Source organism: Candidatus Pelagibacter sp. PS_11, assembly GCF_059417975.1.
Genome location: NZ_CM182075.1, coordinates 24,773 through 49,698, shown reverse-complemented (window position 1 = coordinate 49,698; position 24,926 = coordinate 24,773). Strand labels below are relative to the sequence as shown.

17 protein-coding genes and 1 pseudogene are annotated in these 24,926 nt (G+C 30.3%); 3 read left to right on the top strand and 15 right to left on the bottom strand.

Annotated features, from left to right (window positions below; all coding sequences use genetic code 11):
* Positions 1-50: 50 nt before the first annotated feature.
* Entirely contained in the window at positions 51-803 is a 753-nt protein-coding gene (locus AC5SLT_RS00215; protein ID WP_494591942.1) for an FkbM family methyltransferase, read from the top strand.
* Here AC5SLT_RS00215 and AC5SLT_RS00210 read toward each other — a convergent pair.
* The 9 genes from AC5SLT_RS00210 to AC5SLT_RS00170 are packed head-to-tail and all read right to left on the bottom strand — an operon-like array spanning position 800 to position 11,177.
* Positions 800-1,615: a hypothetical protein gene (locus AC5SLT_RS00210; protein WP_494591940.1), complete on the bottom strand. Its 816-nt coding sequence runs from the start codon at positions 1,613-1,615 to the stop codon at positions 800-802. The genes AC5SLT_RS00215 and AC5SLT_RS00210 overlap by 4 nt on opposite strands.
* Positions 1,612-3,423, bottom strand: coding sequence for a translation elongation factor 4 (gene lepA, locus AC5SLT_RS00205; RefSeq protein WP_494591938.1), 1,812 nt, complete (start codon positions 3,421-3,423; stop codon positions 1,612-1,614). The genes AC5SLT_RS00210 and lepA overlap by 4 nt, the downstream gene beginning before the upstream one ends.
* A gap of 2 nt (positions 3,424-3,425) precedes the next feature.
* Positions 3,426-5,834 (bottom strand): phenylalanine--tRNA ligase subunit beta, encoded by a 2,409-nt coding sequence (gene pheT / locus AC5SLT_RS00200; protein WP_494591936.1) that lies wholly within the window; start codon positions 5,832-5,834, stop codon positions 3,426-3,428.
* Positions 5,831-6,898: a phenylalanine--tRNA ligase subunit alpha gene (gene pheS, locus AC5SLT_RS00195; protein WP_494591934.1), complete on the bottom strand. Its 1,068-nt coding sequence runs from the start codon at positions 6,896-6,898 to the stop codon at positions 5,831-5,833. Before pheS ends, pheT begins: the two co-directional genes overlap by 4 nt.
* 43 nt (positions 6,899-6,941) lie before the next feature.
* Positions 6,942-7,298, bottom strand: a complete 357-nt coding sequence (gene rplT / locus AC5SLT_RS00190; protein ID WP_494591932.1) for a 50S ribosomal protein L20 — start codon at positions 7,296-7,298, stop codon at positions 6,942-6,944.
* 1 nt (position 7,299) lies between these two features.
* Positions 7,300-7,506: a 50S ribosomal protein L35 gene (rpmI, locus tag AC5SLT_RS00185; RefSeq protein ID WP_006997462.1), complete on the bottom strand. Its 207-nt coding sequence runs from the start codon at positions 7,504-7,506 to the stop codon at positions 7,300-7,302.
* A 53-nt stretch (positions 7,507-7,559) separates the two neighbouring features.
* Positions 7,560-8,105 carry a translation initiation factor IF-3 gene (infC, locus tag AC5SLT_RS00180; protein WP_006997463.1) on the bottom strand — a complete coding sequence of 182 codons (546 nt, stop codon included), beginning with the start codon at positions 8,103-8,105 and terminating at the stop codon, positions 7,560-7,562.
* Positions 8,106-10,022, bottom strand: a complete 1,917-nt coding sequence (gene thrS / locus AC5SLT_RS00175; RefSeq protein WP_494591930.1) for a threonine--tRNA ligase — start codon at positions 10,020-10,022, stop codon at positions 8,106-8,108.
* The gene (locus AC5SLT_RS00170) at positions 10,023-11,177 is read right to left on the bottom strand and encodes a glycosyltransferase family 4 protein (RefSeq protein WP_494591928.1); all 1,155 of its coding nucleotides are present in this window, start codon (positions 11,175-11,177) and stop codon (positions 10,023-10,025) included. It abuts the gene before it with no gap.
* Positions 11,178-11,219: 42 nt separating this feature from the next.
* Between AC5SLT_RS00170 and AC5SLT_RS00165 the strand changes: the two genes are divergently transcribed.
* The gene (locus AC5SLT_RS00165) at positions 11,220-11,975 is read left to right on the top strand and encodes an alpha/beta hydrolase (RefSeq protein ID WP_494591926.1); all 756 of its coding nucleotides are present in this window, start codon (positions 11,220-11,222) and stop codon (positions 11,973-11,975) included.
* Here AC5SLT_RS00165 and AC5SLT_RS00160 read toward each other — a convergent pair.
* Genes AC5SLT_RS00160 through AC5SLT_RS00150 form a run of 3 tightly spaced genes read right to left on the bottom strand, consistent with a single transcriptional unit; the run spans position 11,946 to position 18,767 of the window.
* Positions 11,946-12,821, bottom strand: a complete 876-nt coding sequence (locus tag AC5SLT_RS00160; RefSeq protein ID WP_494591924.1) for a Rossmann-fold NAD(P)-binding domain-containing protein — start codon at positions 12,819-12,821, stop codon at positions 11,946-11,948. The genes AC5SLT_RS00165 and AC5SLT_RS00160 overlap by 30 nt on opposite strands.
* 1 nt (position 12,822) lies before the next feature.
* On the bottom strand, positions 12,823-17,328 hold the full coding sequence (gene gltB / locus AC5SLT_RS00155; RefSeq protein WP_494591922.1) for a glutamate synthase large subunit: 4,506 nt from the start codon (positions 17,326-17,328) through the stop codon (positions 12,823-12,825).
* Positions 17,328-18,767 (bottom strand): NAD(P)-dependent oxidoreductase, encoded by a 1,440-nt coding sequence (locus AC5SLT_RS00150; RefSeq protein WP_494591920.1) that lies wholly within the window; start codon positions 18,765-18,767, stop codon positions 17,328-17,330. Before AC5SLT_RS00150 ends, gltB begins: the two co-directional genes overlap by 1 nt.
* Positions 18,768-18,950: 183 nt before the next feature.
* On the opposite strand from AC5SLT_RS00150, the gene AC5SLT_RS00145 reads away from it, so the two are divergent.
* On the top strand, positions 18,951-19,721 hold the full coding sequence (locus tag AC5SLT_RS00145; protein ID WP_494591918.1) for an undecaprenyl-diphosphate phosphatase: 771 nt from the start codon (positions 18,951-18,953) through the stop codon (positions 19,719-19,721).
* On the opposite strand, the pseudogene AC5SLT_RS00140 reads toward AC5SLT_RS00145, so the two are convergent.
* From AC5SLT_RS00140 to aceE, 3 genes and pseudogenes are all read right to left on the bottom strand, one after another.
* A pseudogene (locus AC5SLT_RS00140) lies at positions 19,718-20,604 on the bottom strand (DMT family transporter). The gene AC5SLT_RS00145 and the pseudogene AC5SLT_RS00140 sit on opposite strands and share 4 nt — an antisense overlap.
* A gap of 6 nt (positions 20,605-20,610) precedes the next feature.
* The gene (locus AC5SLT_RS00135; RefSeq protein ID WP_494592584.1) at positions 20,611-21,882 is read right to left on the bottom strand and encodes a 2-oxo acid dehydrogenase subunit E2; all 1,272 of its coding nucleotides are present in this window, start codon (positions 21,880-21,882) and stop codon (positions 20,611-20,613) included.
* A 1-nt stretch (position 21,883) separates the two neighbouring features.
* Positions 21,884-24,922 (bottom strand): pyruvate dehydrogenase (acetyl-transferring), homodimeric type, encoded by a 3,039-nt coding sequence (aceE, locus tag AC5SLT_RS00130; RefSeq protein WP_494591916.1) that lies wholly within the window; start codon positions 24,920-24,922, stop codon positions 21,884-21,886.
* Between the last annotated feature and the right edge of the window lie 4 nt (positions 24,923-24,926).

Sequence of the window (24,926 nt, the reverse complement as noted above, 5' to 3'; positions counted from 1 at the left end):
TTTATATTTTATATAACTTTTAACATATAAAAGTATATTGTCATTTTATAATGAAAAATAAAATATTAAAAAAAATTTTAGGGGTGATTGGTTACAAGCTTATTGAAAAAGAAATAATAAAAAATGAAAGACTAATTTCAAACAAATCATATCTAAAAATTGATAGTTTGCTAGATACACTATTTGAAGAAAAGAAAATAAGTAACTTAATACAAATAGGAGCAAATGATGGTATCCGTTTTGATATATTAAATAGCTATATAAAAAAACATAAAACAAAAAGTATATTGGTTGAGCCAATTAAAGAAAATTATGAAAAGCTAAAGAAAAATTATAAAGATTGTGATTTTATTTCTTTTGAAAATTCTGCTATTTCAGTAAATGATGAAATCTCTTTCCTTTATAAAGTTAATGAAAAATATGTTAAAAATTATGATAACCACATACCAGGGATCACTTCTTTTAATAAAGAGCACTTATTGAAACATGGTGTTAAAAATAGACATATAGTTTGTGAAAATGTTTCATCAATCAATATGAAAGATTTAATAACAAAATATCAATTAAAATCACTAGATTTATTATATGTCGATGCCGAAGGCTATGATGGTAAAATCATAATTGACTTTCTAATGACTACAAATATGAAACCAGTTATTATTTTAGAGTTTATACATATTAAAAATATAATTTTTGAATCACTAATTCAAATTCTTGAAGAAAACGAATATAAATTATTTTCAATTAATGAAAATTTGCTTTGCTACCCAGAAGATGCAGTTAAATATATTAAATTTATTTAATCAATAATCCATTCTTTGAAGAAGTCTTTATTTTCAATTATTTTTTTAGGGAAAGAACTGTCTAATGTTTTAACTTTATATATTTCATTTCTTCCAATTATATCTTGACCAGTATTAATTCTTTTTTTTATTTCATCTAATGCTAAATATTTATCGTCTATTTTTTCTTTAAAGTGGTAAGGGTCATTTGTTTCACATAAATTTTTATATTTATAAAGAAGTTGTTCTGCACTTTTTAAATTACAAAAATGCCAACCACCATTTTCAATAATATTGTTTAATCTAATTTTATCAATTCTCCAAAAGGGTCTTTTTTTAAATTTTAAATTTCTTAACCACTGTGGAGATTTCAAAAACTTTTGAATACATATTCTACTTCCATACCAGTAAGGATTTTTTGTACTTTGTAAATTTATTTTATAATAATAATGATTTTGTTTAAAAGCAGCATAACGCATTTCTTTTTTAAATTTTTGTATTGAATCTGGATTTGGTATTTCATCCAAATCTGAAATAATAACCAAATCATTTTCTGACGAAGATATAAGTCCTCTTAATATAGCATTCCTTTGAAAATTTTCTCTTAGGTAAGGATCATCACCATCTGGCATATCCTCTACTGGGACATATATTATTTTTTTTTTAAAATTTGGAAATTTATCTATATTAAATCTCAATTTTTTAGGATTATTCTGCCATGTTTTGTTTCCTTCAACTATTACAAAATAGTCTACATATTCATTTAAGATATTTAGTCTCAAATCCAACAATAAATCCTCATCCCAATATGAAAAACAATCGTAAATTTTCATAAGCTATCTTTATTAATCTTTAGAACTCCTATGAAGGCTTCCTGAGGGATTTCTACTTTACCAAATTGCTTCCCTCTGGCTTTTCCTTTTTTCTGCTTATCTAGTAGTTTTCTCTTTCGATCTCTGGCACCCCCACCATGAATTTTAGTTAATACATCTTTTTTAAATCCTTTAATTGTCTCTCTTGCTATAATCTTTCCACCAATAGCAGCCTGTACTGGAATCATAAAATTATGACGTGGAATTAAATCTTTTAATTTTTCACATACCTCTCTTCCAACAGTTTGTGCAAAATCTTTATGAACCATCATTGATAGAGCATCTACTGACTCAGCATTAACAAGTATTCCTAATTTTACTAAATCTCCTTCTCTATGACCTATAATTTCATAGTCAAAACTTGCATAACCGCTAGTCATTGATTTAAGTCTATCATTAAAATCAAAAACAACTTCATTTAGAGGAATTTCATAATTTAAAACCGCTCTATTACCTGAATAACTTAAGTTTGTTTGTACTCCTCTTTTATCTTGGCAAACCTTTATGATTGCTCCTAAATATTGATCTGGTGTAATAATTGTTGCTTTAATCCAAGGCTCTTCGATAAATTTGATTAGAGTAGGTTCTGGTAAACTTGAAGGGTTTTGTAACTCTATTATGTCCCCCTTGTTCATATGAACTTTATAAACAACCCCTGGTGTTGTGGTTAATAAATTTATATCGAATTCTCTTTCTAATCTTTCAGTTATAATTTCTAAATGCAAGAGACCTAAAAAACCACATCTAAAGCCAAGACCTAACGCAGATGAAGATTCTGCCTCATATGAAAAACTAGCATCATTTAATTGAAGTTTACCTAAGCCATCTTTTAATTTTTGGTATTCAGAGCTGTCAACAGGAAACAAACCACAAAATACAACTGGCTTACTTGGTTTAAATCCAGGTAGTGCTTCTTGAGGTGGTTTAGTTGCATCACAAATAGTATCTCCCACTTTTGTTTCTGATAAAATTTTTATTCCTGTTGTTATAAAACCAATTTCTCCTGCATTTAATTCATTAACATCAGTTGCTTTTGGAGTAAATACACCTACTTTTTCAATTATATATTCTTGGTCAGTAGACATCATTTTAATCTTCATATTTTTTGAAATTTTTCCATTAATAACTCTAACTAGAATAACCACTCCTAAGTAAGTGTCATACCAACTATCAACTAATAAGCATTTTAAATCAGCATCTTTTTCTCCTTCTGGAGCTGGTAGTGACACAATAATTTGTTCTAGAATATCTTCTATACCCTCACCTGTTTTTCCAGAGCAAGGTATGGCATTTTCAGTATCAATACCTATGACCTCTTCTATTTGCTTCTTTGTTTTTTCTAAGTCTGATGCCGGTAAATCAACTTTATTTAGTACAGGTACTATCTCGTGCTTGGTATCTAAAGCTTGATAAACATTAGCCAATGTTTGAGCCTCTACTCCTTGGGTACTATCAACAATTAAAATAGATCCCTCGCATGCATACAAAGATCTACTAACTTCATAGCTAAAATCTACGTGTCCTGGAGTATCAATTATGTTTAGAATGTACTCTTTACCATCTTTTGCTTTATAATTAAGTTTAACTGTTTGAGCTTTAATAGTTATGCCTCTTTCTCTCTCAATATCCATTGAGTCTAGAACTTGTGCCTTCATTTCTCTTTCAGTTAGGCCACCACAACTATGAATTATCCTATCTGCAATTGTTGATTTACCATGATCAATATGCGCAATGATTGCAAAGTTTCTGATATGATCAATTTTTGTCATGATTATGATCTAATCTTAGCACCAGTTTTGGATTCAACAGCAGAAATAATAAGTTGATTAATCTTGTTTAAATCATCCTCAGCCAAAGTTTTTTCTAAAGATTGAATAATTACATTTAATGCAATTGATTTTTTACCTTCAGGAATATTCGCTCCTTCATAAACATCAAATACTTTGACAGATTTTATTAACTCTTTGTCTACATTAGAGATGGTTTCAATTAATTCTTGAACTTTAAAATTTTTATCTAAAACAAAAGCAAAATCTCTTTCTGATTTTTGAAAATCTGAATATTTATACTGAGTTTTTTGATCTTTTAATGATTTTTTTGGCTGTTTTAAATTGTCTAAAAATATTTCAAAACCCACTAAAGACTCAACTTTAATATCTAATTTTTTTAATATACCTGGGTGAATATCACCAAAAAAAGCAACTACTTTTTCTTTTCCTTTGTTAAGAAATATTCTTCCTGATTTTCCAGGGTGATAATAGCTTGGTGTTTCATCATCAATATAGAGCTTATCTTTATTATAACCTGCTTCAACTAAACTTTTGATAACATCACTCTTAACATCAAACACATCTATTAATCTTTCTTTTTCCAGCCAGCTCTGCCTAGCCAATTTTCCTGATCTTAATCCAGTAGCGACTGTCTGTTGCTCACCTGGCTTAGATCCTAAAAAAGTTGGACCTATTTCAAAAAATGACAAATCTTTAAATCCTCTTCCTAAATTCTTATTTAAATGAATTATCAAATTAGAAAAAATTGAACTTCGCAAAACGTTCAAATCAGAACTTATAGGATTAATTATTTTGATTTCTTTATTATTTTCAATGAATAGTTGATTGATTTTACTGTCAGTAAAAGACCATGTGATAGCCTCAAAATACCCCTTAGAAGCAATAGATCTTTGTAAAAAATGAAATAATTTTTGTTTTAAATTTAATGTTTGTTTTTTTCTAACTTTTTCAGGTTCAATAATTTTAATTTGATCATAACCCTTAATTCTTACAAGTTCTTCTACCACATCAACTTCCTGTGAAATATCTGGTCTCCAAGATGGTATAACGGCATCTAGCATTCCCTTGTTTTCTTTAATTTCAAATCCTAGGTTATCTAAGATTTTTATCATTTCTTTTATATCAATATTAAATCCAGTAATTTTTTCAAACAAAGAAGGATCAAATTTTAATGATTTTTTTTTAACATCTTCAATTTTTTGAATATCAAATTCACTAACTTCACCGCCACATATTTCTTGTATTAAATTAGCTGCTCTTTCAAGTCCTTGATCAATTGATAATGGATCAATACCTCTTTCAAATCTAAATTTTGCATCCGTATCTATATTCAAGATTTTAGATGATTTTCTAATTGATCGTGGACTAAAGTAAGCAGACTCAATTAACACATTCTTTGTATCTGGTTCAGTTCCAGTTCTTGTGCCTCCTATTATGCCTCCAAGACCTAATACGCCTGACGCATCTGATATGACGCACATCTCATCCTCTAATTTATACTCCTTATTATCTAATGCTTCAAATGTTTCACCTTTTTTAGAATTTCTTACAACTATTCCTTTATCTATTTTATCAACATCATATGCATGAAGTGGTCTATTCAAATCAAACATTACATAATTTGTAATATCAACTATTGCCGAAATAGGTTTTTGGCCTAGAGCAATTATTTTGTCTTTTAGCCACTCTGGACTTCCAGTATTTTTTACTCCTTTAATTAAACAACTACCAAAGGATATACATGCTTGATTTTTTTCATTTTCAATTTTTACACTAATTGTTTGTTTATTTTTTTTATCAAGTTTTTTTTCTTTTTGATTTATTAATCTTCCTGCACCTGCAGCAGCTAAATCTCTTGCTATCCCTCTAACCCCTAAGCAATCTGCTCTATTTGGTGTAATAGAGATATCAATTACATTTAAATTTTTTTTTGGAAAATAATTTTCTCCTACTTTTTTGTTATATTTTTCTGGTAAAAGCTCTGTTATGCCATCACTTTCGTTTGATAGATTAAGTTCAGATTCTGAACAAAGCATTCCATATGAGGTTACACCTCTTATTTTGCTTACCACCAATTTCATTTGACTTTTTGGCACTACAGCGCCAGGAGGGGCATAAATTGTTAATAAACCCTCTTTAGCATTTGGAGCTCCACAAACAACTTTTACTGGTTTGCCCGAACCTATATCAACATCACATACTCTAAGCCTATCTGCATCAGGGTGCTTTTCAGCCCTCAAAATTTTGGCAATTACAAATTGATCAAACTCTCCTGATTGACTATCAACACCCTCTACTTCTAAACCAATATCTGTAAGTTTATCGATGATTTGATTTTCATTAAGTTTGGTATCTAAATGGTCTTTGAGCCATGCTGTTGTAATCTTCATCGGCTTAAGCCCCTATAGTTTGTTGGGACATCTATTGGATCAAATCCAAAATGATTTAGCCATCTATAGTCACAATCAAAAAAGGCTCTTAAATCATTAATGCCATATTTCAACATTGCGAGCCTATCTATTCCTATTCCAAATGCATAACCTTGGAATTCATCAGGGTTTACTTTAACATTTTTTAAAACATTGGGATGAACCATTCCACAACCTAAAACTTCTAGCCATTTATCACCTTCCCCAATTACTATTTTTCCATCTTTTATTTCATAGCCAATATCAACTTCTGCAGATGGCTCTGTAAATGGGAAATGACTAGGTCTAAATCTCATTTTAATTTTATCAACCTCAAAAAACTCTTTAATAAAATAATTTAAGCATCCTTTTAAATGCCCCATATTTATATTTTTATCAATATGTAGCCCTTCAACTTGATGAAACATTGGAGTATGAGTTTGATCGCTGTCAGATCTATATGTTCGCCCTGGCGCTATTATTTTAAAAGGTGGTTTATCATTAAGCATTGTTCTAATTTGAACTGGTGAAGTATGTGTTCTTAAAAGTAGCTCTTTTGCATCATCTAGATAAAAAGTATCATGCATATCTCTTGCAGGATGGTTATCAGGTGTATTTAACGCAGTAAAATTATTATATTCATTTTCAACATCTGGTCCTTCTTCTACACTAAAACCAATTTCTGAAAAAATTGAAGAAATTTCATCTATAACTTGAGATACAGGATGAATTTTTCCCTGAACAAAAGGTCTCTCTGGTAAAGTTATATCTATTTTTTCTTTTTCTAATTTTTTGTTAATCTCTTTTTTTTCAATATCATCAATTTTTGTAGTAATTAAATTTTCAAGTTCACTTTTGACTAGGTTTAAATCTGATGCAAATTTTTTTCTTTCTTCTTCTGCTAATTTTCCAAGCTGTTTAAATTGCGAGCTGATTAACCCAGTTTTACCAAATAGTTCTGTTTTAATTTGATTAACTTGATTTAAATCCAAATTTTCTTTTAACTTTAAAAGAAATTCATCTTTTATTTTTTTAATATCAGACATATTGAGAGATTATTTCTTCACCGAAGAAAAACAATAGTGAAGATTAATTTAGTGCCGATTGAGCTTTTTGAACGATCGTTTTAAAGGCTTCTGGGCTATCGTATGCTATTTCAGCTAGTATTTTTCTATCTAACTTAATTCCACATTTAGTTAAACCATTAATAAATTTTGAATAAGTTATTCCTTCAGATCTAACACCTGCATTAATTCTTTGTATCCATAAAGATTTAAATTCTCTTTTTTTAGTTCTACGATCTCTGTAAGCGTATTGCATAGCTTTTTCCATAGCTTGCTTTGCAACTCTTATAGTGCTTTTTCTTCTGCCCCATTGACCTTTGACAGCTTTTAAAACTTTTTTATGTTTTGCTTGACTTGTTACGCCTCTTTTTACTCTAGCCATTTTATCCTCTTAAACTGTAAGGCATGTATGATTTAACTATTTTGCCATCTTGTTTTGACATAGCAGTCGTGCCTCTTAATTTTCTAATTTGTGAATTTGTTCTTTTTATCATGCCATGTCTCTTTCCAGCTTGAGCCATCATAACTTTCCCCGTAGCTGAGATTTTAAATCTTTTTTTTGCTGAACTTTTAGTTTTTAATTTTGGCATAATTCTGCGGACTTATACAAATATTGGAATGGATTTACAACCTCTATTAAGCCTTATAAAGGCTGAATAACCATGATCATTTGCTTACCATCAAACTTTGGGTGCAATTCAACTTTGCCAATATCTTGCATATCAGCTTTTATTTTATCCATTAATTCTCTACCTAAATGTGAGTGTTGTAGCTCTCTACCCTTAAATCGTATTGTAAATTTTACCTTGTCACCTTTTCCAATAAATTTTTTAGCATTTTTAACTTTAAAATCATAATCATGAGTTTCTGTAACTGGTCTCATTTTAATTTCTTTTAATAAAACTATTTTTTGTTTCTTTTTAGCAACATTTGCTTTTTTTTGAGCATCATATTTAAATTTACCCATATCAATAATTTTACATACAGGTGGTTTTGCGTTTGGAGCTATTTCAATTAAATCCAATCCTTGCTCTTTAGCCATTGATATAGCTTCATTTGTATTAATGATTCCTATATTTTCACCATCGCTTCCAATTACTTGAACCTCAGGTGAAGAAATTCTATTGTTAGATCTTGGACCTTTATCTTTAGTTCTTCTTTGAAAATAATTTTGTTTAAAATCTGCCACTTAGTTTGAGGATGCTTTGTTTAAAGCTGAGAAAGTTTCTAAGAATAAGTTTAATTCCATATTTTCTTGTTTGTTCGTATCCAATCTTCTAATCGTTACTGAGTTACTGTCAACTTCTTTTTTTCCACAAATCAATAAAAGTGGTATTTTTGATAGTGAATGTTCTCTAATTTTATAATTTAAGTTATGGTTTTTTAAATCTACCTCAGAGCTTATGCCTGCATTATTAATTTTTTCATTTACTTCTTTTGCATAAGAATCAAATTCCTCTGAAATTGGAATTACAACAGCTTGTAAAGGAGCTATCCAAAATGGAAATTTGCCTGCATAATTTTCTATAAGAATTCCAATAAATCTTTCTAATGATCCAAATAACGCCCTATGAAGCATTACAGGAATTTTTTTAGTTCCATCTTTATCAACAAAAGAAGCATCTAATCTTCCTGGTAAATTAAGGTCTACTTGTAAAGTTCCACATTGCCAATCCCTACCAATAGCATCACGTAAAACAAATTCAATTTTTGGACCATAGAATGCTCCCTCTCCTTTATTAATTGTGTATTGAAGCTTTGAGGCTTTGACTGCATCTAATAAAGCTTTTTCAGCTTTGTCCCAAACATTATCATCACCAACTCTTAAGTCTGGTCTATCTGAGTATTTTAATATTACATCTTCAAATCCAAGATCTTTATAAATATCTAAAATTAAATTAGTAACAATCAAACATTCTGATGTAATTTGATCTTCTGTGCAAAAAATATGAGCATCATCTTGAGTAAAAGCTCTAACTCTTAAAAGTCCATGTAAAGCACCTGAAGGCTCATATCTATGTACTTTTCCAAATTCTGAAATTCTTAAAGGAAGATCTCGGTAGCTTTTTAATCCTTGATTAAAAACTTGTACGTGGCCTGGGCAATTCATTGGTTTTATTGCAAATATTTTTTCATCTGGTGTTTGAGAAGTATACATATGCTCTCCATATTTTTCCCAGTGGCCAGATTTTTCCCAAAGAGATCTATCTAAAATTTCAGGAGTATTCACTTCTTTGTAGCCAGCTTTTTCTTGTCTAGCTCTCATATATGCAACTAATTTTTGAAATAACTTCCAACCTTTTTCATGCCAAAATACTGATCCTGGACTTTCTTCCCTAAAGTGAAATAAATCCATTTCTTTTCCAAGTTTTCTGTGGTCTCTTTTTTCTGCTTCTTCTATTCTTTTTAAATATTCATCTAAATCTTTTTGTGATGCCCAACTTGTTCCATAAATTCTTTGCAACATTTCATTATTTGAGTCACCTCTCCAATAAGCCCCTGATACCTTTGTTAATTTAAAGTACTTACCAATTTTTCCCGTTGAAGACAGATGAGGGCCTCTGCATAAATCATGCCAGTCTCCATGAAAATATATAGAAACATCTTCACCCTGTGGAATACTTTCAATAATTTCAGCCTTATATATTTCTCCTTTATCTTTGAAATGAGATATGGCTTTATCTCTTTTCCAAACTTCTCTTGTAGTTGGAACATCTCTATCAACAATTTCTTTCATTTTATTTTCAATTTTATTTAAATCATCTTCTGTAAAGGGTTCTTTTCTTGAAAAATCATAATAAAATCCATTTTCTATAATTGGACCAATTGTAACTTGTGTTCCGGGAAAGAGTTCTTGAACTGCCATTGCAGTTATATGGGCCGTATCATGACGAATAGTTTCTAAACCTTCTTTATCTTTTGAAGTAAAAATTTTAACTGAGCAATCCTCATCTATAACATAACTTAAATCCTTAAGTTCTTCATTAACACTAATAATAGTTGCCTGCTTTGATAAAGATTTACTAATCTTTTCAGCAACCCCAAGTCCTGTTACTTTATTTGGAAATTCAATAGTGTTTCCATCTGGCAATGTTATTAATGGCATTTAATTTAATAATTTTTTGTATTCTGAATATGTAGAAAAACACATTTTTTCAACATTAAATTTTTTAATTATATTTTTTCTACCTTCTATACCAATAGATTTCAATCTAGATTCGTCTAATTGTAAGACTTCTATTATTTTTTTACTCAAAGCTTCTGCATTACCAGACTGAAATAAAAAACCTGTCACGTTATCAATAATAGTTTCGTTAGATCCCCCAATATCACTTGCTATTATTGGTTTTTCCATTGATTGAGCTTCAACTGCTACCCTTCCAAAAGCTTCAGGTTCTACTGAGGCTGAAACAACAATGTCTGATATTTTATAGGCTAACGGCATATTTTTACAATGTTCTATAAATTTTAACTGACTAGTTAGCCTATATTGCTCAGCCAATCTTTTAATTTTTTTGGTATAAATATCTCTTCCTTGATCGCTACCCAAAATAATAGCATTAAAAGACTCATACCCCAGTTCTTTATTAACAAGATTTAATGCCTCAATAAATGTCTCCTGACCTTTCCAAGCAGTTAACCGACCTGGCATTAGAATCGTTTTTTTATTTCTATCAACTTCCCAATCTGAAATAAGTCTGTTTTCTTCACTGTCTAAAATTGTTGATAATTCAAAATAATCGACATTAATTCCCCTAAAAATTACTAAGAATTTTTTTTTTAAATCTAAATATTTTGGATAATTTTGATTAATATGTGAAAAAATAAAATTTGATCCTGCTATTATTAAATCTGATCTAACCATTACTGAATTATAGAATTTTTTAATTGAGTTTTTAAAATTATAAGTACCATGAAAAGTTGTAACAAACTTTCTTCTTGTAATTTTTGTTGCAAACAAACAAGACCAAGCTGGAGCACGACTTCTTGCATGAACAATAGATATATTATTTAGTAAAATAATAAAAATCAAAGCTATTGAATTAAAGAGCATTAAAAATGGATTTTTACTGTGAACAGAAAGTTTTATTACTTTTACTTTTTTTTTATCAATAAATTTTAATAACTCACCTCCACTAGTTACTATATAAGAACTACAATTATTTTCTGGTAAATAGTGTGCAAGATCGTAACAGCCTGTTTCTGCACCCCCATATCCAAGTTTAGGAATTACTTGCAGTACTTTTAATTCTGAAGACATTTGATAGAACTATATATTAAGAATTAATTCTAATAAACTTATATGAATAAATTTAAATACATTAAGACCCTTAATAACAAGCAAATAAGATACTTAAGTAAGGAATATAGAGATAATCTTTATATTGTTTTTTTGCATGGCTTTATGTCAAACATTGAAGGTGAAAAACCTCAAGCAATACTAAAATTTGCAAAAAAAAATAAGCTTGGTTTTCTTGCGCTTGAATATTCTGGTCATGGAAAATCCTCAGGAAAATTTACCAAGGGAAATATCACACAATGGTCAAAAGAAGTTGAAATAGTAATAAAAAAAATAGTTAAAAAAAATAAATTTATCTTAGTTGGTTCAAGTATGGGAGCGTGGCTCTCCTTAAATCAATTTAAATATTTTAAAGATCAAATTCAAGGTTTTTTAGGAATTGGTTCAGCTCCAGAGTTTTTACAAAACCTAATGTGGAAAAAATTTACAAAAAAAATGAAGAATGAAACTATAAAGAAAGGGATTTACAACTTAAAACACGGTAATTATGAGTATCCAATCACTTATCAGTTAATAAAAGATGGTAGAAAAAATAAAATCTTGAATAAAAACATTAAATCCAAAATCAATGTAACTATGATTCATGGAAGTAAAGATGAAGTTGTTCCAACAAGTTATTCTAGAAAAGTTCTTAAGTTATTTACTAAAGCTAATAAAAAATTAGTAATAATAAAAAATGGTGATCACAGCTTATCAAATAAACGTGGTTTAAAAAGAATACTCTTAGAGCTAGATAAAATTACTTCTAATGTGGTTTAATCCTTCGATATAGCTTGGAAATTTTAAATTATAATCAAAATAACTTTTCATCTTTTTGTTGCTAACTTTTTTAGACTCATTATAAAAATTTTTCAACATCTCACTTTTAATTTGGTCAACTTCAATTTTTTCGATATTTTCAATATTTAATATTTTTGCTCCAAATAAAGTAACCTCTTCAGATGTAGAGGGTTTATCATCAGATAGATTATATATTTCTCCTGACTTAAATTTTGATAAAGATTTAAATAATATATTTGAAATATCATCTACATGAATTCTAGAAAAAAAATGATTTTTTTTATTGATCAATTTTACACCTCCTGATTTTAGACGTATTAAAATATTTTTTTCATTGGAATAAATTCCAGATAACCTAAATATCTGAATTGGTATTTTCTTATTTTTTTCTAAAGAAAACCATGCATTTTCAGCTTTCAATCTTGCAATACCATTATTTGAAATTGGGTTTGTTTTGCTATTTTCATTAACCCACTCTCCCTTATGATCACCATAAATACTAGTGGCTGATAAGTATGTTATCCATTTTACTTTGGAGCTTTCTATAAATTTAGAAAAATTTTTTATAACTAAATCTTCTTGATTTTCTGGTGGTATAGAAACTAAGATATGATCTGCTTCTGTTAATTTTACAACTAAATTTTGATCAAATTTTTCACTATGAAATAGATAGCTATTATAATTAATACCATTGAATGTTTTTTTTGAAGACTCACTTTTAGAGGTTGCTGACAAATTAATATTATACTGCTCAACACTAAGCTTCTTTATAAAATTTTTTGCTACTTGGCCAAAACCAAAACAAAAAATATTTATATCCTTCATTTTAACTAACTTCTTTTATAATAGATTTTAAACTTATTGGGTTTTTTAGCTTATCAATCATTTCTTTTGGACAAACTTGAATAAAATTAGAAATTTCTCTATCAAAATTTTCTATAATCTTTTTAGAAAAATCTGAATTTGTCTCCTGGTGATGCTCTTGAATTAAATTTTTTAAATAAGTTATCCAATAATCTGTTTCTGGTGTTTGCCATACTACAGTCTCTGGGTTTACTTTTTTATCAAATTTCTTATTTATATCGTAAATAAAAGCCATTCCGCCAGTCATTCCAGCTCCAAAATTGTCTCCTACATCGCCTAGAATTACAACTGTGCCACCAGTCATATATTCACAAGCATTAGAATCGCATCCTTCAATAACTGAAATTGATCCTGAATTTCTTACAGCATACCTTTCTCCAGCTTGACCTGCTGCAAAAAGTTTTCCAGATGTTGCTCCATACAAAACTGTATTTCCTATTATGGTATTCTCATGTGAAACTAGATTACTTTCGTCAGGAAGTTTAACTACGACTGTTGCGCCTGATAAACCTTTGCCAACATAATCATTAGCATCACCTTTTAAAATAAGTTTTAAGCCTTTTATTGCAAATGCACCAAATGACTGTCCAGCTGATCCTTTAAACTTTAAAGATAAAAAACCATCATCTAGTTTTTCAGATCCATATTTTTCATAAAGATGATTAGAAATTCTTGTTCCAACTGTCCTATGAGTATTTTTAATAATATATTCCTTTTCAATAATTTTTACTTTTCCAATTTGTTCTTTAATTTCAGGTAAAATTTCTTGATCCAAAGTATCTGGAACAGAATTTATTTCTGGAACTGTACAGTATCTTGTATTCTCACCAGCATCTGTTTGAACAAATAAAGGGTTAAGATCTAAATCATCTAAGTTTGGTGAAGCTTTACTTACCTGTCTTAATAAATCAGTCCTACCAATTATTTCATTTAATGATTTAAATCCTATTTGTGCTAAAATTTCTCTTACTTCCTCAGCTATAAATTTAAATAAGTTGACTACCTTTTCTGGCGTACCAGAAAATTTTTCTCTTAGTTTTTCATCTTGAGTACAAACTCCAACTGGACATGTGTTTGAATGACACTGTCTAACCATTATACATCCCATGGCTACTAAAGCTGTAGTAGCTACTCCATATTCTTCTGCTCCCATCATGGCTGCAATAACAACATCTCTTCCTGTTTTAATTCCACCATCTGTTCTTAGAGTAACTTTATGCCTTAAATTATTTAAAGTTAAAACTTGATTAGCCTCAGTTAATCCCATCTCCCAAGGTATCCCCACATATTTAACACTTGTTTGCGGTGTAGCTCCTGTTCCTCCATTATGTCCAGAAATTAAAATTATATCTGCTTTAGCTTTAGCTACCCCGGCTGCGATTGTTCCTATCCCAGAAGATGCTACTAATTTTACACCAACTCTTGCTTTTGGATTGGCTTGTTTAAGATCGTAAATTAATTGAGCTAAATCCTCGATAGAATAAATATCATGGTGAGGTGGTGGTGATATTAAGGTTACACCCGGTGTTGAATGTCTTAATTTGGCAATTTCTTCCGTAACTTTAAACCCTGGTAATTGACCTCCCTCACCAGGTTTTGCTCCTTGTGCAATTTTAATCTCTATTTCGTTACAGTTATTTAGATATTTAAGTGTTACTCCAAATCTTGCTGAGGCTATTTGCTTAACTCTAGAATTAGCACTATCTCCATTTTCCATCTTAATAAATCTTTTTTCATCTTCTCCACCTTCACCACTACAAGAGGCTCCTTTAATTCTATTCATTCCTATAGCTAATGTTTCGTGTGCTTCTTTCGATAATGCACCATGAGACATACTTCCACTTCCAAATCTTGTTAAAATATTTTCGATTGGTTCTACTTCTGAAATATCTAAGGATGGGTTTAAATTTTTATCTCTAAATCCAATCAAGTCTCTAAGGTGTATAGGGGGAAGATTATAAATGCCTTCTGCATATTTTTTATAAGCTTCAAAAGAATTTGATGTAACTGCACTTTGCAAAAGATGAATGAGCTTACCTTGATATTGATGAATTTCACCATCCTTTCTATATCTATAAATTCCTCCAATTGGTAAAACTACATCCGTTCCTTCAAATGCTTCTTTATGAATAGTTCTTAATTTTTTTTCTATTCCATTTAACCCTATGCCTGAAATCTTTGATAAAATTCCTGGAAAGTATTCTGATGCTACTGTTCTACTCAAACCAACTGTTTCAAAATTACATCCACCTCTATAAGAGCTTATTACCGAAATTCCCATTTTTGACATTATTTTCAGAAGTCCATAATTTACTGATTGTATATATCTGTCTATGCATTCATCGTACTCAAACTTTCCAAATAATTTTTTTTCAAACCTTTGATATAAACTGTCCAGTGCTAAATAAGGATTAACAGTAGTTGCCCCAACACCTATAAGTGTTGCAAATGAATGCGTGTCTAATGCTTCTCCAGTTTGAGCATTGATTGATGCATAGCCTCTTAATTTTTTTTTAATAAGATAAGTATTTATTGCACCAACACATAATAGCATTGGGATGGGTAATCTTTTTTCAGAAATATTTTTATCACTTAGAACTAATTGCGTAAGGCCTTGTCGAACTGCAATTTCAGATTCTTTTCTAATTCTCTCAATAGAAGTTTCAAGATTTTCACTTTTATCAAAAGTACAATCAATTGTTATTGATTTTTCCCCAAAAAAATTAATAAATTTTTCTAATTGAGAATTTGATAATATGGGACTGTCTAAAACGTATATGTTTTCTTCTGTTAAATTAGTAAAATCTAAAATATTTCCAAGATTACCAAAACGAGTTTTTAAACTCATAACCTTGTTTTCTCTTAAAGAATCAATTGGTGGATTTGTAACTTGACTAAAATTTTGCCTAAAAAAATGGTAAAGCGGTCTATAACGGTCAGACAATACCGCAAGTGGAGTGTCATCACCCATAGAGCCAATGGCTTCTTTTGCATCTTCTGCCATCGGGTGAAGAATAAGCTCTAGATCTTCTAAACTATAACCAAATGTATGCTGTCTTTTTTTTAGCTCATCACCTGAAAAAGTAGATTTTTCATTCTTTATTGGGAATTTCTTTTCTAAATCAATTATTTGATTGTTAAAATGTTTAAACTCTTTTGCTAGATAGTCTTTTATTTCAACATTAGAAAATACTTTACCTTTAGCTATTCTAACTCCAAGAATTTCTCCAGGTCCTAATCTGCCTTTTTTAAGAATTTGCTTCTCATCGATTTCAACCATTCCCGTTTCTGATCCTGCACACAATATTTTATCTTTTGAAATAGTATATCTCATTGGGCGTAACCCATTTCTATCAGCCGCTACAATGGCCCATTCATTATCGGTAGCTGCAATAGCAGCTGGTCCATCCCATGGCTCCATTGTGCTATTTAAAAAATTAAATAGTTGTTGGTGATCTTTCGATAATGTTTGACTTTTTTTAGACCATGCATCTGGAATTAACATTAATTTTGCAAGGGGTGCTGATTGGCCAGAAATATTTAAAAGTTCAAAAACACTATCTAGTGCAGCAGAGTCTGACGATCCTGGTTGTATAACTGGTTTTAAATTTTCCATATTATCAAATAATGGACTATTCATTTCTTGCTCATGAACTTTCATCCAGTTTGTATTTCCTTTGAATGTATTTATTTCTCCATTATGAGCTAATGCTCTAAAAGGTTGTGCCAGATCCCAACTAGGTGCTGTGTTTGTTGAAAATCTTTGATGAAATATTGCAAATCGAGATATAAACCTTTCATCTTTTAAATCTAAATAAAAATCTGCAATAGATTCCGCTAAAAACATGCCCTTATAAATAACTGACTTTGAACTTAGTGAACAAATATAAAAACCTTCTATCGCATCTTTAATAGCTTCTTTTTCAATTTTTCTTCTAGATTCATAAATTTTTCTTTCTAACTCTTTTTCTGTTAAATCTTTATTATTATGTTTAAATAATACTTGAGTAATTTCTGGTCTTGTAAGATTTGCTTTTTCACCTAAAACTTTTGGATTTACAGGAACCTGTCTCCATCCATAAATACTAAAATTACTTTTTGTTAATTCACTTTCAACTAAAGTTCTTGCATTTTCTTGTGCTTGATAATTGTTTCTGGGTAAAAAAATCATACCCACACAAATTTCTGAACCATCATGGTCGTGACCTGTGATTTCTATCTTTTCAGCAAAGAAGTCTGAAGGAATTTCTAAATGGATTCCAGCTCCATCACCTGTTTTTCCATCAGCATCAACTGCTCCTCTGTGCCAAACCGCTTTTAGGGCATTAATTCCATATTCTACTACTTTCCTTGATTTTTTACCTTCTGTAGAAGCAATTAACCCTACTCCACAAGCGTCATGCTCCATTTCTTTAGAATAAACATGACCATCCTCAAGAATTTTAAGATTTTTTTTATAATTTTTCATTAAGCAACCTTCTCTTTACTGAGTTCTTTGGTCTCTAAAAAATTTTTTATTGATACTGCTACATCTCTACCGTCTTTTATGGCCCAGACAACTAAAGATGCGCCCCTAATAATATCTCCAGCTGCAAACACACCTGACAAATTTGTCTCCATAGTATCAAAATTAGTTTTTAATGTTCCCCATTTAGTAACTTGTAGATCCTCAGAACCAAATAGTTTTGGTAAATTTTCTGGATCAAAACCAAGAGCCTTAATTACTATGTCTGCCTTAATATTAAAGTGAGAATTATTTTGAATTTCTGGTTTACGTCTTCCACTGTCATCAGGTTCCCCAAGTTTGATTTTATCCACCATCAACCCTTCAACTTTATTTGTTCCAATAAATTCTTTGGGGCTAGATAGCCATACAAACTCTACTCCCTCTTCCTCTGCATTAGCTACCTCTCTTGCAGATCCAGGCATATTTTCTTTGTCTCTCCTGTAAAGGCATTTAACTGATTTTGCTTTTTGTCTGATTGAAGTTCTAACACAGTCCATTGCAGTATCACCTCCTCCAATTACTACAATATTTTTTCCTTCAGCATTTAAAGTTCCATTATCAAATAGTTCTACCTTGTCTCCTAATCCTTTTTTATTTGAAGCTGTTAAAAATTCCATGGCTGGAAATATATTTCCTAAATCTTTTCCAGGAAGATCTATTTCTCGAGCCTTATAAACTCCAGTTGCAATTAGAAGAGCATCATGTTTTTTTCTTAATTGCTCTAATGAGGCATCTTTTCCAACTTCAAAATTTTGAACAAATTTAATTCCACCTTCTTCTAATAATTTAGTTCTTCTCTCTACAACAAATTTTTCTAATTTAAAATTTGGAATACCATAAATCATTAAACCACCAGCTCTATCATATCGATCGTATACTGTAATTTGATAACCTGACTTACGTAACTGCTCTGCAGCAGCTAGACCAGCTGGGCCTGCTCCTATAATTCCAATACTTTGACTCTTTTCATTTTTAACCTTTATTGGATTTACCCATCCTTGTTCCCAAGCATTATCAGTAATATACTTCTCAACTGAACCTATAGTTACAGTTCCATGTCCTGATTGTTCAATTACACAATTTCCTTCACACAATCTATCTTGTGGACATATTCTTCCACACACCTCTGGCATGTTGTTAGTGCTTTGAGATAATTCGTAAGCCTCTTTTAATCGTCCTTCTGCGGTTAATTTTAGCCAATCTGGAATATTATTACTTAATGGACAATGGACCTGGCAAAAAGGAACTCCACATTGAGAACACCTGCTAGATTGTTCACTTGCTTTATCGTTAATAAATTCCTTATAAATTTCGTTAAAATCTTCTTTTCTATTTCTAACTTCTCTTTTAGGTGGAGTTTGTTGACCTATTTTAACAAATTTAAGCATATTTCCTGACATATTTAACCTCAATAAATTTAACATATATCAAGGTTTTATGTAATAAAAGACAAACAAGGTCAGTATATATGACCTTAAATTTGAAATAAATCCAATTAAATCTTAATATTTTAATTTATGCATATCTAATATGTTAAAATGGAATTGTTTAAATTATTGAATATTTAAGCTACGAAGCATTAAATGTTCTCAAATATTATTGAAATTATAATCTTATCAATAGTTCAGGGAATATCAGAGTTTTTACCAATCAGTTCATCAGCTCACTTAAATATTGTTGAGATAATATTTGAGTTTAATTCTAACTCACTAATGATTGATGTTAGTCTCCATCTTGGCTCTTTACTTGCAATAGTCTTTTATTTTAGAAGAGAGTTATTAGACCTTAGAAATAATCAGAAGTTATTATCTTTATTAATTATTGGCTCAATACCAATTGTAATAGCTGGCTACGTAATCAGTTCCACAGGTCTAGTTAACCTATTAGAAAACAATTTAAAGATAATCGCTTGGACAACATTAATTTTTGGAATTATCTTATATCTCGCAGATAAAAGTAAATTTGATAAAAAAATATCATCTAACTTAAATTTTAAAACAATACTATATATTGGTTTGTTTCAAATACTTGCTTTAATACCTGGTGTGAGTAGGGCGGGAATTACAATAACAGCTGCAAGACTTTTTAGATTTAATAGATTTGACTCAAGTAAAATTTCTTTTTTACTAGCTATACCTGCTATAGCTGGAGCAAGTGTGCTGCAGTTAAAAAATGCCATTGGTCAAAACTTTGAGCTTAACTATCTTGTGCTAATATCAATCACTCTTTCTTTTTTATTTTCTTATTTTACAGTTAAGTTTTTCCTAGATTATATAAACAAATTTTCTTTGAATGTTTTTGTCATTTACAGAATAATTATTTCAATAATTCTATTTATAATAATATATAATTAATTTTTTTTTAATATTGGTGCTAATTGTGAAAATAAAACTCCAAATAAAATAAATAAACATCCAAATAAATTATTTATATCTAAAATTTGATCTAATAAAATCCAAGCAGCAATTGTCGCAAAAACACCCTCTAAAGAAAAGATTATTGCTGAGGGAGCAGGGGATATATTTTTTTGTGCATATATTTGTAAAACAAATGCAAGGCCTCCAGATAAAATTCCAGCATATAAGATTTGAAATTTTTCTTTAAGAATATTGGACCAAATAAAATCTTCAAAAATTAATCCTATAATTAATGACAAAGAAGAAACAATTAAAGTTTGAATTGCACCAATTGTTAATGGAAGATTATATTTTTCTATAATTTTACCAGTAAAAATAATATGTGTACTCCAGAAAAATGCGCCCATTATTATAAGTGCATCACCAGTTCTAACTGTTGCACTATAAAAATTAGTTAACAGATAACCTCCCATCACACAAAGAAGAACTGAAGGCCAAATACTCCAGTGAATTGGTTTTTTATACATGAAAAAAATTATAAACGGGACCATTGGCACATAAAAAATCGTAAAGAATGCAGCATTAGCAACATCTGTGTAGAGTAAGGCTACTTGTTGAAGCGCTGATCCCAAGAATAAAGATAGGCCAATTAAAATAGCCAAGTTGATAAATTCTTTTTGATTTCTTTTTACTGATTTTGATATTTTTTTTTTTCAAAAATAAAGGCTAATGGAGCTACTACTAAAAAACCAACAAAAAATCTGACCGCATTAAAAGTAAAAGGACCAATGTCGTCCATTCCAGTATCTTGAGCTATAAAAGTTGTTCCCCATATGAATGTACATAATAATGCACAAAATAATGATGATGTTTTTGACATTAAAATCTATACAGCTAATTTATAAGCAAAATTTTTGCCTAAATTTTCTTTTAGATCATTATTAAATCTAGCTGCTTCAGCTCCATCAATTATTCTGTGATCATATGATAAAGAAAGCGGTAGCATTGTTCTTGTTTCAAATTTCCCATTAATAAAAATTTGTTTTTTTTGTGCCTTGCCTACTCCTAATATAGCAACTTCTGGATAATTTATTATTGGTGTAAAGAATGAACCTCCAATTCCTCCAAGACTCGTAATAGTCATAGATCCTCCAAAGAATTCTTTCTTATCTATTTTTAAATTTCTACATTGGTCACTTACTATTTTCAATTCATTGCTAATATATGAGATGCTTTTATTGTCAGCATTTCTAATTTTTGGCACCATTAAACCATGTGGAGTATCCACTGCAATCCCAACATGAAAATAGTTTTTCATTGTAATTTTTCCATTTTCAATATCATCTATTGAAGAGTTGAAACTAGGAAACTTTTTTAAAGATGCAACTAAAGCTTTAACAATAAAAGCTAATGGAGTAATTTTTTTTCTTTCCCCTGTATACATGTCAGTAAGTGAAGTTCTAAAATCTTCCATTTCAGTTATATCTGCTTCATCATGATTTGTGACATGAGGTATTGTAGTCCAAGAATTAACTAAATATGTAGAGGCTAATTTTTTAACCCTAGGCATATCTTTAACTTCAATTTCACCAAAATCAGAATGAGAATATTCACTAACAATTTTTTTTGGTTGAACTTCGGTCTTATCTGGAGCTTTATTAATTCTAGAGGATATAAAATTTTTTACATCATCTTCCACAATTCTTCCCTGTCTTTCACTACCAACTATTTCATTAATATTAACCCCAAGCTCTCGAGCAAATTTACGTACTTTTGGGCTTGCAGATGAAATTTCTGAATTATCTTTTTTTATTGTATTTTGTGCTGGATTGACTTTTGCAATTTTTTCTACTTGATTTTGATTTGTAACTTGTTCTACTTCTTTAATAGTTTTTTGTTCTATTTTTTTTTCTTCTTCTCCAGACTGTTCTACGGTTAATATTAAATCACCTTTTGAAACTCTATCTCCCACTTTAATTTTAACGGACTTAACCTTTCCATCAAAAGAAGCTGGTATTTCAACACTAGATTTGTCACTCTCAATTGTAATAAGTGGATCATTTTTAGAAACTGACTGGCCATTTGAAACTAGCACCTCAATTACCTCAACGTCTTTAAATTCACCAATATTTGGTACTTTAATCTCTTTATCTGACATCTTATAGTTTTGTTGGCATTGGTTTGCTGCCATCAATATTATACTTCTTTATGGCTTCTTTAGCGTATTTAGAGGCTATCAGTTGCTCTTTTGCTAACACACTCAGTCCATAGGCAACAATATGCTCTTTATCAACTTCAAAAAATTTTCTAAGGTTTTTTCTAGTGTCACTTCTTCCATAACCATCTGTCCCTAAAGAATAAAAACTTTTATTAGTATAAGGTCTAATTTGGTCAGAATTCATTCTCATATAATCTGAGGCTGCCATAATCGGTCCTTCAGTTTTTCCTAAACACTGTTCTACAAATGAAACTTTTTGTTCTTTATCAGGGTTTAAGAGATTATATCTTTCAACTTCCATACCATCTTTTCTCAACTCATTAAAGCTAGTAACACTCCAAATTTCACTATCTATCTGATATTCATTTTGAAGAATTTCTGCTGCAGACATCATTTCTCTCAATATTGTACCTGAGCCTAAAAGTTGAATTTTTGTTTTTCCATATCTATTAAATTCTTTAATCTTGTACATTCCCTTAAGAATTCCTTCTTCACAATTTTTATCTTTTGGCATTCCTGGATGTGAATAGTTTTCATTCATGGTTGTGATATAATAAAAAATATTTTCATTTTTTTCATGCATTCTTCTCAAGCCTTCTCTAAAAATAACAGCTAACTCATAATGAAAAGTTGGGTCATATGTTACACAATTTGGTATCGTTGAAGCTATCAAGTGACTATGTCCATCTTGGTGTTGTAATCCTTCACCAGCCAAAGTAGTTCTTCCAGCTGTTGCTCCAATTAAAAATCCTCTAGCCTGACTATCTCCAGCAGCCCATGCAAGATCTCCTATTCTTTGAAAACCAAACATTGAGTAAAAAATATAAATTGGTATCATTTCAATATCATGATTCGTGTAAGCTGTTGCAGCTGCAATCCATGATGACATTGCTCCAGCTTCATTAATTCCTTCCTCTAATACTTGTCCACTTTTATCTTCTCTATAAGAGCTTAACTGTGCAGAGTCTTCAGGTTCATATTTTTGACCTTCATGAGCATATATTCCTATTTTTTGAAAAAATCCTTCCATGCCAAAAGTTCTTGCTTCATCAGGAATAATTGGGACTAACCTCGGTGAAACATTCTTGTCTCTTAGCAAATTTGTAAACATTCTAACTAATGCCATGGTTGTAGACATTTCTTTTTCACCTGTTGATACTTTCATAAAATCAAAAATATCTTTTGCTGGTGCTTTAATTGGCTTTGCGTAAGTTGTTCTCTCTGGCAAAGAACCCCCAAGGTTCATTCTTCTTTCTTTGATGTATTTAATTTCTGGAGATTTTTCATCTGGCTTAAAATACTCTACATTTTTTACTTGATCGTCAGTTAAAGGCACATCAAAACGATCTCTATAATATAATAAATCATCTACGTCTAATTTCTTAGTTTGATGGGTTGTGTTAACACTTTCACCAGTTTTTCCCATGCCATAACCTTTAATGGTTTTAGCGATTATAACCGTTGGGCTGCCTTGATTTTTTGATGCCTGATCATATGCTGCATAAACTTTATGAGGATCATGACCACCTCTATTCAATCTCCAAATATCTTTATCTGACAAACTAGAAACTAGCTCTTGTGTCTCTGGATATTTTCCAAAAAATTTTTCTCTAACGTAAGCTCCATCTCTAGCCTTCATTGCTTGATACTCACCATCAACAGTTTCGTTCATAGCTTTAACTAAATGACCTGTTTTATCATTAGCAATCAGTGAGTCCCAGTAAGAACCCCAAATTACTTTAATTACATTCCAACCGGCTCCTCTAAAACTTCCTTCTAGCTCTTGAATAATTTTTCCATTACCTCTAACAGGTCCATCTAATCTTTGAAGATTACAGTTTATAACAAATATTAAATTATCCAGTTTTTCCCTAGAAGCTAACCCTATAGCACCTAAAGACTCAGGCTCATCCATTTCTCCATCACCAAGAAATGCCCAAACTTTTCTACCTTCATCTTTAATTAATCCTCTATTAATTAAATATTTCATATATCTCGCCTGGTAGATTGCAAGCATAGGTCCTAGTCCCATTGACACAGTTGGAAACTGCCAAAACTTTGGCATCAACCAAGGGTGTGGATATGAAGAAAGCCCCCCCGGTTTTACTTCTTGTCTAAAACTATCTAATTGTTTTTCATTTAATCTGCCTTCTAAAAATGCTCTAGCATAGATGCCTGGTGCACTATGACCTTGAAAATAAACTAAATCACCACCAAATTTATTATTTTTAGCTCTCCAAAAATGATTCATTCCTACATCATAAAGTGTTGCTGCAGATGCGAATGTTCCTATATGACCACCTAATTCAGGAAATTTTTTATTTGCTCTCACAACCATGGCTGCTGCATTCCATCTTATTAAAGATCTAATTCTTCTTTCAATGTTCTGATCACCATTGGACTTGACTTCTGCCTCTGGTGGGATTGTATTTATGTAAGGAGTGTGTTGTGTATAAGGAATATTTGCACCTTCTTGATATGCTTTATTGATTAATTCTTTTATCAAAAAATGAGCTCTTTGATTTCCATCTTTTTCAACAACTGCAGATAAAGACTCTAACCAATCTTGTGTCTCTAATGGATCAATATCATTTTCATTTGTAACTTGAATTATTGTTTGTTTTTTTTCTGGGGCTGGACTTTGTTGACTAGCTTCTTCTTTTTTTTCATTCTTTAAAACAGATTCTGCTTGTTTAATAATACTTTCTGTATCTTTAGGAATTGGCTTTTCTGAAGGGCTTTCTTTTGAAGACTCAATACTTAATAATACGTCTCCTTTAGAAACTTTATCACCCACTTTAATATTTACAGATTCTATCTTGCCAGAAACGGTTGATGGAATTTCAACACTAGATTTGTCACTCTCAATAGTAACAACAGGATCATTTAAGTTTATTTGATCTCCAACTTTTACTAAAAGTTCAATGACCTCAACTTTTTCAAATTCACCAATGTCCGGAACAAGTAATTTTTCACTCATTATT

Excerpts from the sequence above, each read along its gene's own strand:
- AC5SLT_RS00215 (WP_494591942.1), top strand. The coding sequence starts at position 51 with ATGAAAAATAAAATATTAAAAAAAATTTTAGGGGTGATTGGTTACAAG.
- AC5SLT_RS00210 (WP_494591940.1), bottom strand. The coding sequence starts at position 1,615 with ATGAAAATTTACGATTGTTTTTCATATTGGGATGAGGATTTATTGTTG.
- lepA (WP_494591938.1), bottom strand. The coding sequence starts at position 3,423 with ATGACAAAAATTGATCATATCAGAAACTTTGCAATCATTGCGCATATT.
- pheT (WP_494591936.1), bottom strand. The coding sequence starts at position 5,834 with ATGAAGATTACAACAGCATGGCTCAAAGACCATTTAGATACCAAACTT.
- pheS (WP_494591934.1), bottom strand. The coding sequence starts at position 6,898 with ATGTCTGATATTAAAAAAATAAAAGATGAATTTCTTTTAAAGTTAAAA.
- rplT (WP_494591932.1), bottom strand. The coding sequence starts at position 7,298 with ATGGCTAGAGTAAAAAGAGGCGTAACAAGTCAAGCAAAACATAAAAAA.
- rpmI (WP_006997462.1), bottom strand. The coding sequence starts at position 7,506 with ATGCCAAAATTAAAAACTAAAAGTTCAGCAAAAAAAAGATTTAAAATC.
- thrS (WP_494591930.1), bottom strand. The coding sequence starts at position 10,022 with ATGCCATTAATAACATTGCCAGATGGAAACACTATTGAATTTCCAAAT.
- AC5SLT_RS00170 (WP_494591928.1), bottom strand. The coding sequence starts at position 11,177 with ATGTCTTCAGAATTAAAAGTACTGCAAGTAATTCCTAAACTTGGATAT.
- AC5SLT_RS00165 (WP_494591926.1), top strand. The coding sequence starts at position 11,220 with ATGAATAAATTTAAATACATTAAGACCCTTAATAACAAGCAAATAAGA.
- AC5SLT_RS00160 (WP_494591924.1), bottom strand. The coding sequence starts at position 12,821 with ATGAAGGATATAAATATTTTTTGTTTTGGTTTTGGCCAAGTAGCAAAA.
- gltB (WP_494591922.1), bottom strand. The coding sequence starts at position 17,328 with ATGAAAAATTATAAAAAAAATCTTAAAATTCTTGAGGATGGTCATGTT.
- AC5SLT_RS00150 (WP_494591920.1), bottom strand. The coding sequence starts at position 18,767 with ATGTCAGGAAATATGCTTAAATTTGTTAAAATAGGTCAACAAACTCCA.
- AC5SLT_RS00145 (WP_494591918.1), top strand. The coding sequence starts at position 18,951 with ATGTTCTCAAATATTATTGAAATTATAATCTTATCAATAGTTCAGGGA.
- AC5SLT_RS00135 (WP_494592584.1), bottom strand. The coding sequence starts at position 21,882 with ATGTCAGATAAAGAGATTAAAGTACCAAATATTGGTGAATTTAAAGAC.
- aceE (WP_494591916.1), bottom strand. The coding sequence starts at position 24,922 with ATGAGTGAAAAATTACTTGTTCCGGACATTGGTGAATTTGAAAAAGTT.